This window comes from Streptantibioticus parmotrematis, assembly GCF_019890615.1.
Classification (GTDB): Bacteria; Actinomycetota; Actinomycetes; order Streptomycetales; family Streptomycetaceae; genus Streptantibioticus_D; species Streptantibioticus_D parmotrematis.
In genome coordinates this window covers 203246-217544 of the sequence record NZ_JAINVZ010000006.1, presented here as the reverse complement: position 1 = coordinate 217544, position 14299 = coordinate 203246, and the positions used below count along the sequence as shown (strand labels likewise).

Genomic DNA, 14299 nt, shown 5'->3' with positions numbered 1-14299 from the left:
ACGGCGTGCTCAGCGCGTCGCCATCTCCTCCGCGACGGCGGCGGCGAAGGCGTCCACGTCGGCCTCGGTGGTGTCGAAGCAGCACATCCACCGCACCTCCCCGGTCGCCTCGTCCCACACGTAGAAGCGGTAGCGCTTCTGGAGCCGTTCGGTCACCTCGCGCGGCAGGACGGCGAAGACCTGGTTGGCCTGGACCGGCCGGACCACGGTGACGCCCTCGATGCCGCGCACCGCCTCGGCGAGCCGCGTCGCCATGGCGTTGGCGTGCCGGGCCGAGCGCAGCCACAGGTCCCCGGCGAGGAGCGCCTCGAACTGCACGCTGACGAAGCGCATCTTCGAGGCCAGCTGCATCGACAGCTTGCGCAGGTGCTTCATCGCGCGGACCCGTTCGGGGTCGAGTACGACCACGCACTCACCGAAGACCAGTCCGTTCTTCGTACCGCCGAAGCTGAGGATGTCCACGCCCGCGTCGGTGGTGAACGCGGAGAGCGGCAGGTCCAGCGTGGCGGCCGCGTTGGCGAGGCGGGCGCCGTCCAGGTGGACGGCCATGCCGTGCTCGTGGGCGCGGTCGGACAGCGCCCGGATCTCCTCGGGCGTGTAGCAGGTGCCCAGTTCCGTGGTCTGGGCGATCGAGACGACCTGCGGCTGGGCGCGGTGCTCGTCGTCGAAGCCCCAGGCCTCGGAGTCCAGCAGCTCGGGGGTGAGCTTGCCGTCCGGCGTCGGCACGGTGAGCAGCTTCAGGCCGCCCACGCGCTCCGGCGCGCCGCACTCGTCCACGTTGATGTGCGCCGACTTCGCGCACACCACCGCGCCCCAGCGCTCGGTGACCGCCTGGAGGGCGACGACGTTGGCGCCGGTGCCGTTGAAGACCGGGAACGCCTCGGCGCGCGGGCCGAGATGGCGGCGGACGACCTCCTGAAGGTGCGCGGTGTAGTCGTCCTCGCCGTACGCGATCTGGTGGCCGCCGTTGGCGACGGCGAGCGCGGCCAGCACCTCGGGGTGCGCGCCGGCGTAGTTGTCGCTGGCGAACCCGCGGTACTCCGGGTCGTGGTGGCGTACGGCGTCGGTGGCGGGGTGCTGGGTCACGGGCGGGGCGTCAGCCACAGGCGGTTTCCGTTCACTTCCTGAGCGGGCCGGTCCCACACGTCCGCGATGGCCTGGGCCAGGTCGGCGACGTCGGTGAATCCGGCGAACTTGGCGTTGGGCTTCTGGGCGCGCATCTCGTCGTGCACCAGGGCCTTGATGACGAGGACGCAGGCCGCGGCGGACGGGCCCTGCTCGCCGCCCGCCTTGCGGAAGGAGTCGGCGAGCGCCAGGGTCCAGGTCTCGGCGGCGGCCTTCGCGGCGGCGTAGGCGGCGTTGCCCGCGGTCGGCTTGGTCGCGCCGGACTGGCTGATCAGCACGTACCGCCCGCGGGGGCTGCGCAGCAGCGCGTCGTGGAAGGCCAGCGAGGTGTGCTGGACGGTGCGGATCAGCAGGTCGTTGAGGAACGTCCAGTCACCCAGGTCGGTGTCGGTGAACGTGGCCGCGCCGCGCCAGCCGCCCACCAGGTGGACCAGGCCGTCGACGTGGCCGAACTGCTTCTCGGTGCGGGCCGCCCATTCGCGGGCCGCCTCCGGGTCCAGCAGGTCGACGATGTCGCCGGTGATGTCGGCGCCGCCGGCCGCGTAACGGGCCGCGTCCACCGATTCGGCCAGCCGCTCGGGCTGCGCGTCGGCGGCCACCACGTGGGCCCCCGCCTCGGCCAGACGGCGCAGGGTCGCCCTGCCCGCCGGGCCGCCCGCTCCGGCCACCGCGATGACCGAGCCCTGGAGCGATCCCGCAGCGCCTGCGTCCGTCATGGCCTTCGCCTCCTCGTCGTGGGTCACGCGGCCTCCTGCCCGGCGCCGGTGGCGGTGATGCCCTTGGTGGAGGCGATCACGTTACGCAGCTTCTTGGCGAGGGCCTCGTAGAACATGCTGAGCGGAAACTCGTCGGCCAGCACGTCGTCGACGAGCTTGCGCGGCGCCAGGGTCAGGTCGAGCGCGTCCGGACCCTTGGCCCAGCGCGAGCCCGGGTGCGGCGAGAGGTAGGTGGAGACCAGGTCGTACGCGGCGAACCAGTGGTTGAGCTTGGGCCGGTCGATGCCGTCCCGGTAGAGCTTCTCGATCTCGGCGCACAGCTGGTTGGTGACCTCGGTGGCCCGGGGCCAGTCGATGCGCAGGGTGTTGTCGGTCCAGCGCACGGCATCGTGCTTGTGCAGGTAGGCGAAGAGCAGCTGCCCGCCCAGGCCGTCGTAGTTGCGGACCCGGTCACCGGTGACGGGGAAGCGGAAGAGGCGGTCGAAGAGGATCGCGTACTGCACGTTGCGGCCCTGCTCGTAGCCGTCGGCCTCCAGCTTGACGGCCTCCTTGAAGGCGGTCAGGTCGCAGCGCAGCTCTTCCAGGCCGTACATCCAGAACGGCGCGCGCTGCTTGATCATGAAGGGGTCGAACGGCAGGTCGCCGTGGCTGTGGGTGCGGTCGTGGATCATGTCCCACAGCACGAAGGTCTGCTGCGCCAGTTCCTGGTCGGCGACGAGCCGGGCGGCGTCCTCGGGCAGGTCGAGGCCGAGGGTGTCGACGGCGGCCTGGGTGACCTTGCGGAAGCGGGCGGCCTCGCGGTCGCAGAAGATGCCACCCCAGGTGAATCGTTCCGGCACCTCGCGGACGGCCACGGTCTCCGGGAAGAGGACGGCGGAGTTGGTGTCGTAGCCGGTGGTGAAGTCCTGGAAGGTGATCGGCACGAACATCGGGTTGTCGTACCGAGTGCGCTCCAGTTCGGACAGCCACTCCGGCCAGACCACGCGCAGCGCGACGGCTTCCAGGTTGCGGTCCGGGTTGCCGTTCTGGGTGTACATCGCGAAGACGACCAGGTGTTCCAGGCCGTCGCGGCGGTCGGAGGCGGGCTGGAAGGCCAGCAGCGAGTCCAGGAAGTCCGGCACGCCGTAGCCGTCCTCGGCCCAGCGGCGCAGGTCGGCGACGAGGGCGCGGTGGTACTCCGCGTCGTGCGGGACCAGCGGGGACAGCTCCTCGACCGAGGCGATGACACGCTCCAGCTCGGCGTCGACGTCCGCCTTGCCGGGCGCGCCTTCGGCGGCGAAGTCGATCGAGCCGTCCTTGGACTGCCACGGGCGGATCGTCTCGACCGCCGCCTTGAGCACGCCCCAGGCCGGGCGGCTCACTATGCCCTCGGGCCCTCCGGCGGCCTCGCCAGTCGCCACGGACAGAAGTTTTTCCCTCATTGCCCCTCCTCCACCGGAGAACCTTGCGTTAAGACACCGTATTCAGGCCACCTTCTCCCGCACAAGAGACGTTACGAACATTTATCCGGCACAGCCGGGCTCGTACCGACGTTTTTCCTGTGCGAGGACCGAGGGGCGAAGGTTTCTTTGACCGTACGGGTCCCCGCAACCGCCCGTTCCATGCCCGTCAACAGACGGCCCACTAGGCTGCTCCGGTGACTTTCTTCACCATCGGCCACCGCGGCGTCATGGCCGCCGAGCCGGAGAACACCCTGCGTTCCTTCCTGCGTGCGGAGCGCGAGGGGCTGGACGGCATCGAGCTCGACCTGCACCTGAGCAAGGACGGCGCGCTCGTCGTCATGCACGACGAGACCGTGGACCGCACCACCGACGGCCGCGGCGCCGTCGCCGACCTCACCCTGGACGAGCTGCGCACGCTCGACGCGGGGCTGGGCGAGCGGGTCCCGGTCTTCGAGGAGGTGCTCGACGCGGTCGGGCCCGGCCTGCCGATCCAGGCCGAGATCAAGGACGTGGCGGCCGCGCGGGTGCTGGCCGGGGTGCTGCGCGAGCGCGACCTGCTGGAGCGGGTGTCGGTGCTCTCCTTCCACGACGAGGCCCTGCGCGAGGTCCACGAGCTGCTGCCGGACGCCACCACCGTGCTCGTCGGTGAGGCGACCGGCCCCGACCTCCCGGACCGCGCGAAGGCGGTCGGCGCGCGGCTGGTCAGCCTGGAGCTGGAGGAACTGAACCTGCGCACCGTCGAGCGCTGCCGACAGGCAGGCATCGACGTGATGGCCTGGACCGTCAACACCGACCAGGACCTGGCACTGGCCCGGGCACTCGGCCTGGTCGGCTGGGTGACGGACGCCCCGGACACCAAGCGGCGGGCGGCGCGGGCCTGAGTGCGCCGCTGAGCGCCCGGGACCGCTCCCGGGCGCTCAGCCCAGCTTCTTGACCAGCAGCTCGAACTCCAGGTCGTCGCGCTGCGGCACCCCGACGCGCTCGTCCCCGTACGGGAACGGCGTCATGTGCCCGGTGCGCCGGTAGCCGCGGCGCTCGTACCAGGCGATGAGGTCCCCGCGGGCCGAGATGACCGTCATCTGCATCTCGCCCGCGCGCCACTCGTCGCGCGCGAAGCGCTCCGCCTCGGCCAGCACCTGCTTGCCCAGGCCGCCGCCCTGCCGCTGCGGGCGCACCGCGAACATCCCGAAGTAGGCGTGGCCCTCGCGCCGTTCCAGCTGGCAGCAGGCGGTCACTTCGCCGCCGCGCTCGACCACGACCATGCGGCTGCCCTCGCGGCGGATGACGGCCAGGACGCCTTCGGGATCGGTGCGCCTGCCTTTCAGCAGGTCCGCCTCCGTCGTCCAGCCGCCCCGGCTGGACTCTCCCCGGTACGCCGACTCGATGAGCGCCACGAGCGCGGGCACGTCGGCCTCGGTGGCCGTACGGAAGACGGGCTGGGCGGTGGCGCTCATGACGGCGGGGTCCTCTCGTGCCTGACCGGGGCGATCCGGCCGGATCATGTCCTGATCCCGTCTTGCCGATCGCGCCCGGTGGTGGTTGCCGGGCATCGAGCGTATGCCTCGCGCGGGCGGCGGCACGAGACCGGTCCGCCGCCGGTAGCGGCCGTACGGTGCCCGGCGGACGATGGGAGGAACGGCACCGGCGAGGGACACGGAGGTGTGCCATGACCACGGCGCGGGACATCATGCATCCGGGCGCGGCCTGGATTCCCGAAGGGGTGATGCTGGACCGGGCGGCGCAGTTGATGCGCGACCTGGGCGTCGGCGCGCTCCCGATCAGCGACGAGAACGAGCGCCTGTGCGGCATCCTCACCGACCGCGACATCGTCGTCGGCTGCGTGGCGACCGGACGCGATCCGTCCAGGGTCACCGCGGGCGAGCTGGCGCAGGGCACACCCCGCTGGATCGACGCGGACGCCGACGTGGACGAGGTGCTGCGGGAGATGGAGAGCCACCGCATCCGCCGGCTCCCGGTGATCGAGAACAAGCGCCTGGTCGGCATGATCAGCGAGGCGGACCTCGCCCAGCACCTGTCGGAGGAGCAGATCGGCGCCTGGGCGGAGCGCATCTACGCGGGTTCACCGGCGTAGATGCGCCGGTCACGCGTGGTCGCGCACCGGTCGCACCCCGCGTATCGTCCGGCGCATGGTCAACGTACTGAGCAGCAGGACGCTTCTGCGGCCCACCGACCTGGAGCGCTCCCGCGCCTTCTACCGGGACGATCTGGGGCTCGCGATCTTCCGGGAGTTCGGCGAGGGACCGCAGCGCGGCACGGTCTTCTTCCTCGGCGGCGGATACCTGGAGGTCTCCGGCCGGTCGGACACGCCGCCCGCGCCAGGGATGTCGCTGTGGCTCCAGGTGCCGGACATCGAGGCGGCGCACGAACAGCTGCGCGGACGCGGGGTGAAGGTGGTCCGCGAACCGCGGCGTGAGCCCTGGGGGTTGATCGAGATGTGGATCGAGGACCCGGACGCGGTGCGCATCTGCGTCGTCGAGGTGCCCGAGGACCACCCGATGCGCTACCGGCCTTGATAACTACCGTTCTGCTAGATCTTCTTGACGTGCCGTCAGCTCTGCCCGACCCCCGCCTCCGCGCAGGCGGCCGCCAACCGTCGTACGCCCTCGGCGAGTTCGTCGGCGCCCGAGGTGTCCGCGAAGCTCACGCGGACGTACGGCGCGGGGGCCTCGGCGGCGAAGTACGGGCGGCCCGGGGCGACGGCGACCCCGGCCCGCAGCGCGGCGGCGGCGAGCGCGGTCTCGTCGGTCCCGTCGGGCAGCCGCAGCCACAACTGGTAGCCACCGTGCGGTACTTGAGCCGGAACGAGGTGCGGCAGGTCGCGGTGGAGTGCGGTGAGCAGCGCGTCCCTTCGTTCCCTCAGGCCTGTGGCCACCGCACGCAGATGACGCGGCCAGGCAGGAGCACCGACGAGTTCGAGGGCGGCCTCCTGGAGCGGGCGGGGCACGAAGAAGCTGTCGACCACCTGGATCGCGCGCAGCCGTTCCAGCACCGGGCCCCTGGCGATCAGCGCGCCCACCCGCAGGCTCGGCGAGGTCGGCTTGGTCAGTGACGTGAGATGGACGACGGTGCCGTCGGGGTCGTCGGCGACCAGCGGGGGCGGAAGCGGACCGCCGTGGCCCAGGCGCCGCGCGAAGTCGTCCTCGACCACGAACGCCCCGGCGGCGCGGGCGATGTCCAGCACCTGACGGCGCCGCTCGGTGGAGAGCACGGCACCGGTGGGGTTCTGGAACAGCGGCTGACAGAAGAACACCCGCGCACCGGTCGCCGCGAAGGCGTCCGCGAGCAGGTCGGGCCGCACGCCGTCCGCGTCGAGCGGCACCGGCACGGGACGCAGTCCGGCCGCGCGGGCGACGGCGAGCGCGCCGGGGTACGTCGGCGACTCCACCAGCAGGGGCGAGCCGGGGGCGGCCAGGGCGCGCAACGCGGTGGTGAGCGCCGCCTGGCCGCCCGCCGTGATCAGGACCTGCGCCGCCGTCACCCCGCCCGCCTCGCGCGCGAACCACGACCGCAGCGCCGTCAGCCCCTCCAGCGGCGGCCGTTCCCACGCCCCGGGCCGCCGGGCGGCACGGGCCAGCGCGGCGGCCAGGGCCTGCTCCGGCTGGAGGGCCGGATGCAGATAGCCCGCGTTGAACGCGATGACGCCGGGCGCGGGGACGGCGAGCGTGGCGGTCACCCCGGAGGCGTCCACCACACGGGGCGCGGCGTCCCCGGCCGGGTCGGCGCTCAGCGCGATCTGCTGCCACGAGGTGTCGGCGGCGCGGGCACCTGCGGGCGGCTCCACGGGGCGGGCGGCGTACGTGCCGGCGCCGGGACGGGTGACGACCAGGCCCTCGGCAGCCAGCGCGGCCAGCGCGCGGGAAACGGTGACCGGGCTGACCCCGAACCGTTCGACGAGCACCCGGCTCGACGGCAGCTTCTCCCCCGGCGAGTAGCGCTTCAGTTGCTCGCGCAGTGCCTCCGCGACGGATGCGGAGCTACTGGCGGCACTGCTACCGTTGTTCATGACAGCACAGAATAGCGCTATCGCCCGACCGTCGATAGCGGTCGGCGGGACCGTGCTCGCCGCGCTGGGCGTGGCGATCTTCTCCCTCACCTTCCCGGCCACCGACTGGTCGCTGACCGGCTTCGGCCCGTGGACCACGGTGACCCTGCGGGCACTGCTCGCCACCGCGCTGGCCGGCGGCTTCCTGCTGGCCGGAAGGGCGCCGGTGCCCGAACGGCGACTGTGGCCCGCGCTGGCCGTGGTCGCGCTGGGAGTGATCATCGGATTTCCGCTGCTGACGACGCTGGCGCTGCGCACCACACAGACCTCGCACGCGGCCGTGGTGGTGGGCGCCCTGCCGCTCGCCACGGCCGCCGTGGGTTCGGCCGTCGCCCGCACCCGGCACTCGGCCGCCTTCTGGGCCACCGCGCTGGCGGGCACCGCCGCCGTGGTCGCGTTCACGCTGGCGCAGAGCCACGGCAGTCCGTCGCGGGGCGACGTGCTGCTGTTCGCCTCGCTCGGGGTGTGCGCGGCCGGGTACGTGGCGGGCGGCAGGCTGGCCGCCTCGATGCCCGGCTGGCAGGTGATCGGCTGGGCGCTGGTCGGCTCGCTGCCGGTCACGCTGCCCGCCGCCGTCGTGGCGTTGACGGTCGAACCCGTGCGGCTCGGCGGACAGGCGCTGGTGGGGCTGGGATATCTGGCGGCGGTCTCGCAGTTCGGCGGGATGGTGGTGTGGTACCGCGGCATGGCCACGATCGGGATCGCCCGCGCCAGCCAGCTCCAACTCGCCCAGCCACTACTGACGTTGGTGTGGTCCGCGCTGCTGCTGGGCGAACACCTCAGCCCCGCGACCGCGTTGACCGCCTTGGCCGTGCTGGTCTGCGTGGCGGTCACACAGAAGGCCTGAACGCAGTTGGCTTGAGCGCAGGAGAGCTGAACGCAGGGGACCTGAACGCAGGGGACCTGAGCGCAGAAGGCCTCAGCACAGAGGGCCTGAACACCTCCCGTACTCCCGTGCACCAGATTGTGCGCCCCCCACGACGGGAAACCTGGGGACGGGGTGGGTTCGACGAGGGAGGGGTCATGGGCGGTCCGCCGCTGGTCGGCTGGCTCGTGGTACTGCTCGGCGCGGCCACCGGGATCTCCTGTCTGCTGCGGTCCCGGCGGGTGTGCGCGTTGACGCCGGGCGAGCGCAGGGTGGCCAGGGCGGAGGGGATCAAGGGGCTCGGCATGGCGCTGATGGCGGTCCCCGCCTCGGCGCTGGACCAGCGGCCGTGGGGGCCGCCGCTGTTCACGGCGGTCTTCGGCGGCATGACGCTGTGGTCGCTGTCGCTGCTGATACGCGAGCACCATCCGGCCCACCACGTCCACCTGGCGGTCGGCTCGGCGGCGATGGTCTACATGGCGGTGGCCATGGGGCTGACGCCCTCCGGGGCGGGGATGACCTCCATGGGAGACATGGGGGGCATGGCCGACGGGTCGATCGGGGTGCCGTTCCTCACGGGCCTGCTGCTGGTCTACTTCGGGCTCTACGCGGTGTGGGCGGCGTTGCGCATGCTGCCCGCCGTGGGGGCGGAACCGGTCGGGTCGGGCGCGGTGGGCGCGGGCGCGTCGGCGGGTGTGGGCGCGGGTGTGGCGAGCGGTGTGCCGGGGGCGGTGCTGCGCGCGCCGGAACTGGCGGCCGCCTGCCGGGTGTCGCTGGGCATCGGCATGTTCGCGATGCTGCTGACGATGTGACCGGCGCGCGACGGATGCGGGCGGCGTGCGCGGGGCGCGAGGGCGCGAGTGGCGGAGGGCGTGCGCGGGGGCGTGGGGTGCGGAATTCGTCGCGGGGGCGTGAGGCGTGCGTCACTTCGGCGGGAGGCCCGGGCCCGCGCGCCGGGTACGCCCCTTAATGTGAGCGCCATGACGGTCCCGTTCGTGCTGCTGATGCTCGGCGCACTGACGGCCGCCCTGGCGCCCCGCCTGCTGGTCCGCGCGCAGTGGCCGGACCGCGAACCGGTGCTGGCGCTGTGGGTGTGGCAGTGCGTGGTCGCCGCCGTGCTGCTGTGCTGCGTGACCGCGCTGGCCCTGTGCGCCTCGGCCGCGTCCAGTGCCGTGCGCTGGCACGTCTTCGCCTTCGCGCCGCGCGGCGTGGTCGCCGCCTACGGGCTGCCCGCCTACGGTCCCTGGGCCGGCGCGCTCGCCGGGCTGCTGGCGTGCGGCGGCGCCTGGACGGCGGCGATGCTCACCCGTGAGGTGCGCGGTGCCCGGGCGCAGCGGCGCAGGCGGCGGGCGGAACTGCTGGCCAGGTCGCCCCGACTGCCCGGTGAGCCGGACCTGTCGTACGAACGGCTGGCCGTGCTGGAGAGCGATCGCGCCGACGCGTGGTGGCTGGCGGGGGCGCGGCCCCGGCTGGTGATCACCACGGCGGCGTTGCGGCGGCTCAAGGGCAGGCAGCTGGACGCCGTGCTCGCGCACGAGTTGGGACACGCCAGGGCCCGGCACGACTGGCTGCTGGCCTGCGCGCACGGGCTGGCGGCGGGCTTCCCGCAGGTGCCGGTGTTCGACGGCTTCCGTCAACAGGTGCACCGGCTGGTCGAGTTGGCGGCCGACGACGTGGCGTCGCGCAGGTTCGGGCGGATGACGACGGCGCTGGCGCTGGTCGGACTCAACGAGGACCGAGGGGTGTTCGGCCCCTGCTCCACGCCCGCCATGGTGCCGGGCCGGGTCGACCGCCTGCTGGCCCCCGGCCCCCGGCTGACCAGGGCACGCCGTCTCCAGCTGACGGCGGTGGCACTGCTCCTGCCGGTGGTCCCCCTGCTGGTCGCCTTCGGCCCGGGCATCGGCGCGCTGTCGTAGGCCGTGACGCCCAGCGGCTGTCCCAGGACGTAGCGAGGCCCTGCGGACGGGGGGATGCCGCAGGGCCTCACCGTGTATGACGTACGGGCCGGACGGTAGGTTCCCGGAATTGCGAAACCGCCTGAACAATTTTCGAATCCCGTCCGGAACCCGGAACCGGAAGCGGAAACCGAAGCCGCCCGGTGCGCCGCGCCGCGTGCGGTCGTCGTACGGGAACGCCCGCCCCGGCATGGTGCCGGGGCGGGCGGACGCCGACGGGTCCGGGCCGCCTCACACTCCCCTGGCGCGCTCGGCGCCGATGGTGGTGTCCTCGCCGTGGCCGGTGTGGACCACGGTCTCGTCGGGCAGCGCGAAGAGCCGCTCGCGGATGGAGGCGACGATCGTGCCGTGGTCGCTGAAGGAGCGACCGGTGGCGCCGGGGCCGCCGTGGAAGAGGGTGTCGCCGGTGAACAGCACGCCCGCCTCCTCGTCGTGGAAGCACACCGCGCCGGGCGTGTGCCCCGGCGTGTGCAGCACCCGCAGCCGGCTCCCGCCCACCTCGACGACGTCGCCGTCCGCCAGGTCCGCGTCCCACGCGACGCCGGGGTGGGTCAGCTCCCACACCGGCCGGTCCGCCGGGTGCAGGTGGATCGGCGCGCCGGTGCGGGACCGCAGCGCGGGCGCGACCCGGACGTGGTCGTCGTGGGCGTGGGTGCACAGGATCGCCTTCAGCCTGCGCTCCCCCACCACGTGGGCGATCGCGTCGGCGTCATGCGGGGCGTCGATCACCACGCACTCGGTGTCGTCGCCGACCACCCAGATGTTGTTGTCGACGTCGAACGTCTCGCCGTCCAGGCTGAACGTGCCGGAGACGACGGCGTGGTCGACGCGGGCGGGTCCGGCCGCGTTCACAGGACCACCACCGAACGCAGCACGTCACCCTCGCGCATCCGGTCGAACGCGGCCTCGATGTCGTCCAGTCCGATGCGCTCGGAGACGAACGCGTCCAGGTCCAGCCGCCCTTGCCGGTACAGGTCGATGAGCATCGGGAAGTCACGCGAGGGCAGGCAGTCGCCGTACCAGCTGGACTTGAGCGCGCCGCCGCGGCCGAAGACGTCGATCAGCGGGATGTCCGGCAGCTTCATGTCCGGCGTGGGCACGCCGACCAGGACGACCGTGCCGGCCAGATCCCGGGCGTAGAAGGCCTGTTGATACGTCTCGGGGCGGCCGACCGCGTCGATCACCACGTCCGCGCCGAAGCCGCCGGTGAGCCGCCGGATCTCCTCGACCGGGTCGGTCTCGCGGCTGTTGACGGTGTGGGTGGCGCCCATCTTCTCGGCCAGCCGCAGCTTGCGGTCGTCCAGGTCGACGGCGATGACCCGGCTCGCCCCGGCCAGCGCCGACCCGGCGATCGCCGCGTTGCCCACGCCGCCGCAGCCGATGACCGCCACGGACTTGCCACGGCCGACCGCGCCGGTGTTGATCGCCGCGCCGATCCCGGCCATCACCCCGCAGCCGAGCAGCCCGGCCGCCGCCGGGGACGCCTGCGGGTCCACCTTGGTGCACTGGCCCGCGTGCACGAGGGTCTTCTCCGCGAACGCGCCGATGCCCAGCGCGGGCGTCAGCTCGGTGCCGTCCTCGAGCGTCATCTTCCGCGCCGCGTTGTGGGTGTCGAAGCAGTACCACGACTCGCCGCGCTCACAGGCACGGCAACGGCCGCAAACCGCACGCCAGTTGAGGATCACGAAGTCGCCGGGCGCCACGGTGTCCACGCCCTCGCCCACCGACTCCACGACGCCCGCGGCCTCGTGGCCGAGCAGGAAGGGGAACTCGTCGTTGATGCCGCCCTCGCGGTAGTGCAGGTCGGTGTGGCAGACGCCGCACGCCTGCACCTTCACCACCGCCTCGCCGGGCCCCGGGTCGGGCACGTTGATCGTCTCGATGGACACGGGCGCGTTCTTCGCCTTGGCCACCACGGCACGCACCTGCTGCATCGCGGCACTCCTGTCGTTCGTCGTGTGGCGGAAGGGCCCTGGCGAGCCGTACCGCCGCTGAGGTGACCGGTGTTCCACGCCGGTCGTCCGCGACTCTCGCACACCCCGGGCCGGCCGGACCCTCGTCCTCGGCCTGTTCAGGTGTCGAATCCGACGTGGACGTGGTCGTGGTGGGTGTTGTCGGAGAAGAACTGGTTGACGGTCGCGCCGCCGCTCAGCTGGATCGGCCCGCCGACGTTGTACGAACCGGCCGTCGCGGCCGCCCGCATGAAGCCCTCGATGAGGGAACGCGGCGTGGCGGGGTCGACCACGGCCCGGCCGTTGATCCGCCACACGTCGAACGCCCGGCCCTTGGGGTGGTCGCTGGGCCGGTCGGTGCCGAAGACGTCGATCGGGTGTCCGGAGCGCACCACGCTGATGTCGATCCGGTACGTGCCGGCCAGCGTGAGCATGCCCTTCAACGCGCTGACGTGGACGTTGCCGCTGAGCACGTCGGCGTGGGCGGCGGGCGGCAGTCGGATGGCGCGGTCCGCCAGGACCCGGTGGGCCTCGTCGGGGAGCGTCGCGGCGGGCGGGCCCGGGTCGGCCGGGTGCAGCGCGGTCACCTTCCACCGGGGGGACGCGGCGCTCAGCCGTACGTCGACGGTCGTGCCGCCCGCGTGCACGGGACCGTTCCCGTCGCGGGTCCACTGGTCGCAGACCACCAGCACGCTGGCCGAATCGGTGAGGATGCCGCCGTACTGGGCGAAGACGACCTGGAGCGCGGCGGAATCCGCGTCCGGCAGCAGCGGCCCGGCCTGCCCGGCCAGTGAACCCGGCACACCCTGCGCGGTGGCCCGGGCGCTCGCCTTCGCCTGGCCCCCGCCGCCGGGCGGCCAGGCGCCGAGCGCCTCGATGAGCTGCGCCGCGCGCAGCTTGACCTGCGGGTCGATGTCGGCGCGGCTGGGCTGCCAGGGAGTGGTGTGCGGGAGGGCGCCCGGGGCGGAACCGGTCGCGGTCGGCACGGTGGACGACGGCGCGCGGCTCGTGGACGAGGCGGCCGTGGGCGAGGCGGAGCCCCCGCCGCCGGAGCATCCGGCCGCGCCCAGCAGGACGCCCGCGGCGCCCAGCAGGACGGCGCGGCGGTCGGGACCGGTGCGGCCATCGGGCGTGCCGGGCATCGTGACGCTCCTCGGTGCGGTACGTTCCGCCGCCGCCCAGTCTGCTCCTCGCCGCCCCACGCGGCACCCGGAGACAGGACCCGCCCCGACCCGGCCGCCCACGACCCGCCCCGGACCGGTCTGCGGTCTGCGGTCTGCGGTCTGCGGAACGATCCGGCGCGCACGACGACGTACCCGATGCGCCCGGACGCCGACGGCCTCATCGCGCTCATCGCGGACGTGATTCCGGCACCGTGAGCACGAGGCGATCCGCCCGCTCACGTCCGGCCGCGTCGCCGTCCTCCCGCCCACGACGGCGGTGCCGGACGATCCCCCGCGTCGCCCGGCACCGTGCCGCGCCCCCTGGGCCCCATGCCGACACGGCCATGGGGTGCTGCGCTGAGTATATTGGCTCAGAGCCAGTCAACGCAGGAGTTACAGCATGTCCCCGCGAAGCGCATCGGTCAATGAAGAATTGCGGCGCCGTTCCCGCGAGCGGCTGCTGCAGGCGACGGTAGAACTGGTCGGCGAGCGCGGCTACGAGGCCACGACCTTGGCGGACATCGCCGACCGGGCCGGTGCGGCGCGTGGGCTGGTGTCGTACTACTTCCCCGGAAAACGTCCTCTCGTGCAGTCGGCGGTGCACCGCCTGATGCACATGACGCTCTCCGAGGCGCTGGAGCGGGAGCCGGTCACCACCGACGGACGCGAGCGGATGGCCCGGGCGATCGACGCGGTCCTCGGGCTGACCCGCAGCCACACCACCCTGATGCGCATGCATATGGCGGGCATCCTCCAGGCCGAGGGCTTCATCCAGTGCCCGGAGCAGCAGCGGCTGGCGTTCCTGCTGGAGGACACCGTCACGCGCTACGGCTCCGAGCAGCCGGAGCACGACTACCGGCTGCTGCGCGCGCTGCTGATGGGCGCGGTCGTCGCCCTGCTGCTGCCGGGCGCGCCGATGCCGCTGGGCAGCCTGCGCGCCGAACTGTTCCAACGGTACGGGCTGGAGTGGGAGTTGGGGACTCCGCCGCAGGACGAGGAGCCCGCGCCGCGCTGAGGC

15 protein-coding genes are annotated in these 14299 nt (G+C 73.1%); 7 read left to right on the top strand and 8 right to left on the bottom strand.

Annotated elements, in window-relative coordinates; all coding sequences use genetic code 11:
- Window positions 1–9: 9 nt before the first annotated feature.
- The 3 genes from K7472_RS12235 to K7472_RS12225 are packed head-to-tail and all read right to left on the bottom strand — an operon-like array spanning window position 10 to window position 3262.
- On the bottom strand, window positions 10–1104 hold the full coding sequence (locus tag K7472_RS12235) for a threonine aldolase family protein (RefSeq protein ID WP_222977081.1): 1095 nt from the start codon (window positions 1102–1104) through the stop codon (window positions 10–12).
- Entirely contained in the window at window positions 1083–1841 is a 759-nt protein-coding gene (locus tag K7472_RS12230) for an SDR family NAD(P)-dependent oxidoreductase (RefSeq protein ID WP_222977214.1), read from the bottom strand. The genes K7472_RS12235 and K7472_RS12230 overlap by 22 nt, the downstream gene beginning before the upstream one ends.
- Before the next feature lie 23 nt (window positions 1842–1864).
- Window positions 1865–3262: a DUF6421 family protein gene (locus K7472_RS12225; protein ID WP_222977080.1), complete on the bottom strand. Its 1398-nt coding sequence runs from the start codon at window positions 3260–3262 to the stop codon at window positions 1865–1867.
- 215 nt (window positions 3263–3477) lie between these two features.
- Between K7472_RS12225 and K7472_RS12220 the strand changes: the two genes are divergently transcribed.
- The gene (locus K7472_RS12220) at window positions 3478–4164 is read left to right on the top strand and encodes a glycerophosphodiester phosphodiesterase (protein WP_222977079.1); all 687 of its coding nucleotides are present in this window, start codon (window positions 3478–3480) and stop codon (window positions 4162–4164) included.
- 36 nt (window positions 4165–4200) lie between these two features.
- Here K7472_RS12220 and K7472_RS12215 read toward each other — a convergent pair whose 3' ends face one another.
- Entirely contained in the window at window positions 4201–4737 is a 537-nt protein-coding gene (locus tag K7472_RS12215) for a GNAT family N-acetyltransferase (protein ID WP_222977078.1), read from the bottom strand.
- Between the two features lie 212 nt (window positions 4738–4949).
- Here K7472_RS12215 and K7472_RS12210 point away from each other — a divergent pair, with 212 nt between their 5' ends.
- Together K7472_RS12210 and K7472_RS12205 are read left to right on the top strand one after the other, a co-directional pair.
- Window positions 4950–5375 (top strand): CBS domain-containing protein, encoded by a 426-nt coding sequence (locus tag K7472_RS12210; RefSeq protein ID WP_222977077.1) that lies wholly within the window; start codon window positions 4950–4952, stop codon window positions 5373–5375.
- 55 nt (window positions 5376–5430) lie between these two features.
- A complete protein-coding gene (locus tag K7472_RS12205) occupies window positions 5431–5817 on the top strand; it encodes a VOC family protein (protein ID WP_222977076.1) in 387 nt (128 codons plus the stop codon).
- Between the two features lie 35 nt (window positions 5818–5852).
- Here K7472_RS12205 and K7472_RS12200 read toward each other — a convergent pair whose 3' ends face one another.
- Entirely contained in the window at window positions 5853–7307 is a 1455-nt protein-coding gene (locus K7472_RS12200) for an aminotransferase-like domain-containing protein (RefSeq protein WP_222977075.1), read from the bottom strand.
- Here K7472_RS12200 and K7472_RS12195 point away from each other — a divergent pair.
- The 3 genes from K7472_RS12195 (at window position 7306) to K7472_RS12185 (ending at window position 10127) form a co-directional block, all read left to right on the top strand.
- Window positions 7306–8193, top strand: coding sequence for a DMT family transporter (locus K7472_RS12195; RefSeq protein ID WP_222977074.1), 888 nt, complete (start codon window positions 7306–7308; stop codon window positions 8191–8193). The genes K7472_RS12200 and K7472_RS12195 overlap by 2 nt on opposite strands.
- Before the next feature lie 176 nt (window positions 8194–8369).
- Window positions 8370–9023, top strand: a complete 654-nt coding sequence (locus K7472_RS12190) for a DUF5134 domain-containing protein (protein WP_222977073.1) — start codon at window positions 8370–8372, stop codon at window positions 9021–9023.
- A 168-nt stretch (window positions 9024–9191) separates the two neighbouring features.
- On the top strand, window positions 9192–10127 hold the full coding sequence (locus K7472_RS12185; protein WP_222977072.1) for a M56 family metallopeptidase: 936 nt from the start codon (window positions 9192–9194) through the stop codon (window positions 10125–10127).
- A gap of 270 nt (window positions 10128–10397) precedes the next feature.
- Here the strand turns inward: K7472_RS12185 and K7472_RS12180 are convergent, their stop codons facing one another.
- The 3 genes from K7472_RS12180 to K7472_RS12170 all read right to left on the bottom strand — a co-directional run bounded on the left by K7472_RS12180 (window position 10398) and on the right by K7472_RS12170 (window position 13260).
- Window positions 10398–11018 carry an MBL fold metallo-hydrolase gene (locus tag K7472_RS12180; protein WP_222977071.1) on the bottom strand — a complete coding sequence of 207 codons (621 nt, stop codon included), beginning with the start codon at window positions 11016–11018 and terminating at the stop codon, window positions 10398–10400.
- On the bottom strand, window positions 11015–12100 hold the full coding sequence (locus tag K7472_RS12175) for an S-(hydroxymethyl)mycothiol dehydrogenase (RefSeq protein WP_222977070.1): 1086 nt from the start codon (window positions 12098–12100) through the stop codon (window positions 11015–11017). The genes K7472_RS12180 and K7472_RS12175 overlap by 4 nt, the downstream gene beginning before the upstream one ends.
- Before the next feature lie 137 nt (window positions 12101–12237).
- Window positions 12238–13260 carry a hypothetical protein gene (locus tag K7472_RS12170; RefSeq protein WP_222977068.1) on the bottom strand — a complete coding sequence of 341 codons (1023 nt, stop codon included), beginning with the start codon at window positions 13258–13260 and terminating at the stop codon, window positions 12238–12240.
- A gap of 421 nt (window positions 13261–13681) precedes the next feature.
- On the opposite strand from K7472_RS12170, the gene K7472_RS12165 reads away from it, so the two are divergent.
- Window positions 13682–14296: a TetR/AcrR family transcriptional regulator gene (locus K7472_RS12165; RefSeq protein WP_222977067.1), complete on the top strand. Its 615-nt coding sequence runs from the start codon at window positions 13682–13684 to the stop codon at window positions 14294–14296.
- The last annotated feature ends 3 nt before the right edge of the window (window positions 14297–14299 follow it).

Coding starts and splice junctions, on each gene's coding strand:
- K7472_RS12230 (WP_222977214.1), bottom strand. CDS start 1,841: ATGACGGACGCAGGCGCTGCGGGATCGCTCCAGGGCTCGGTCATCGCG.
- K7472_RS12225 (WP_222977080.1), bottom strand. CDS start 3,262: ATGAGGGAAAAACTTCTGTCCGTGGCGACTGGCGAGGCCGCCGGAGGG.
- K7472_RS12215 (WP_222977078.1), bottom strand. CDS start 4,737: ATGAGCGCCACCGCCCAGCCCGTCTTCCGTACGGCCACCGAGGCCGAC.
- K7472_RS12210 (WP_222977077.1), top strand. CDS start 4,950: ATGACCACGGCGCGGGACATCATGCATCCGGGCGCGGCCTGGATTCCC.
- K7472_RS12205 (WP_222977076.1), top strand. CDS start 5,431: ATGGTCAACGTACTGAGCAGCAGGACGCTTCTGCGGCCCACCGACCTG.
- K7472_RS12195 (WP_222977074.1), top strand. CDS start 7,306: ATGACAGCACAGAATAGCGCTATCGCCCGACCGTCGATAGCGGTCGGC.
- K7472_RS12200 (WP_222977075.1), bottom strand. CDS start 7,307: ATGAACAACGGTAGCAGTGCCGCCAGTAGCTCCGCATCCGTCGCGGAG.
- K7472_RS12190 (WP_222977073.1), top strand. CDS start 8,370: ATGGGCGGTCCGCCGCTGGTCGGCTGGCTCGTGGTACTGCTCGGCGCG.
- K7472_RS12185 (WP_222977072.1), top strand. CDS start 9,192: ATGACGGTCCCGTTCGTGCTGCTGATGCTCGGCGCACTGACGGCCGCC.
- K7472_RS12175 (WP_222977070.1), bottom strand. CDS start 12,100: ATGCAGCAGGTGCGTGCCGTGGTGGCCAAGGCGAAGAACGCGCCCGTG.
- K7472_RS12170 (WP_222977068.1), bottom strand. CDS start 13,260: ATGCCCGGCACGCCCGATGGCCGCACCGGTCCCGACCGCCGCGCCGTC.
- K7472_RS12165 (WP_222977067.1), top strand. CDS start 13,682: ATGTCCCCGCGAAGCGCATCGGTCAATGAAGAATTGCGGCGCCGTTCC.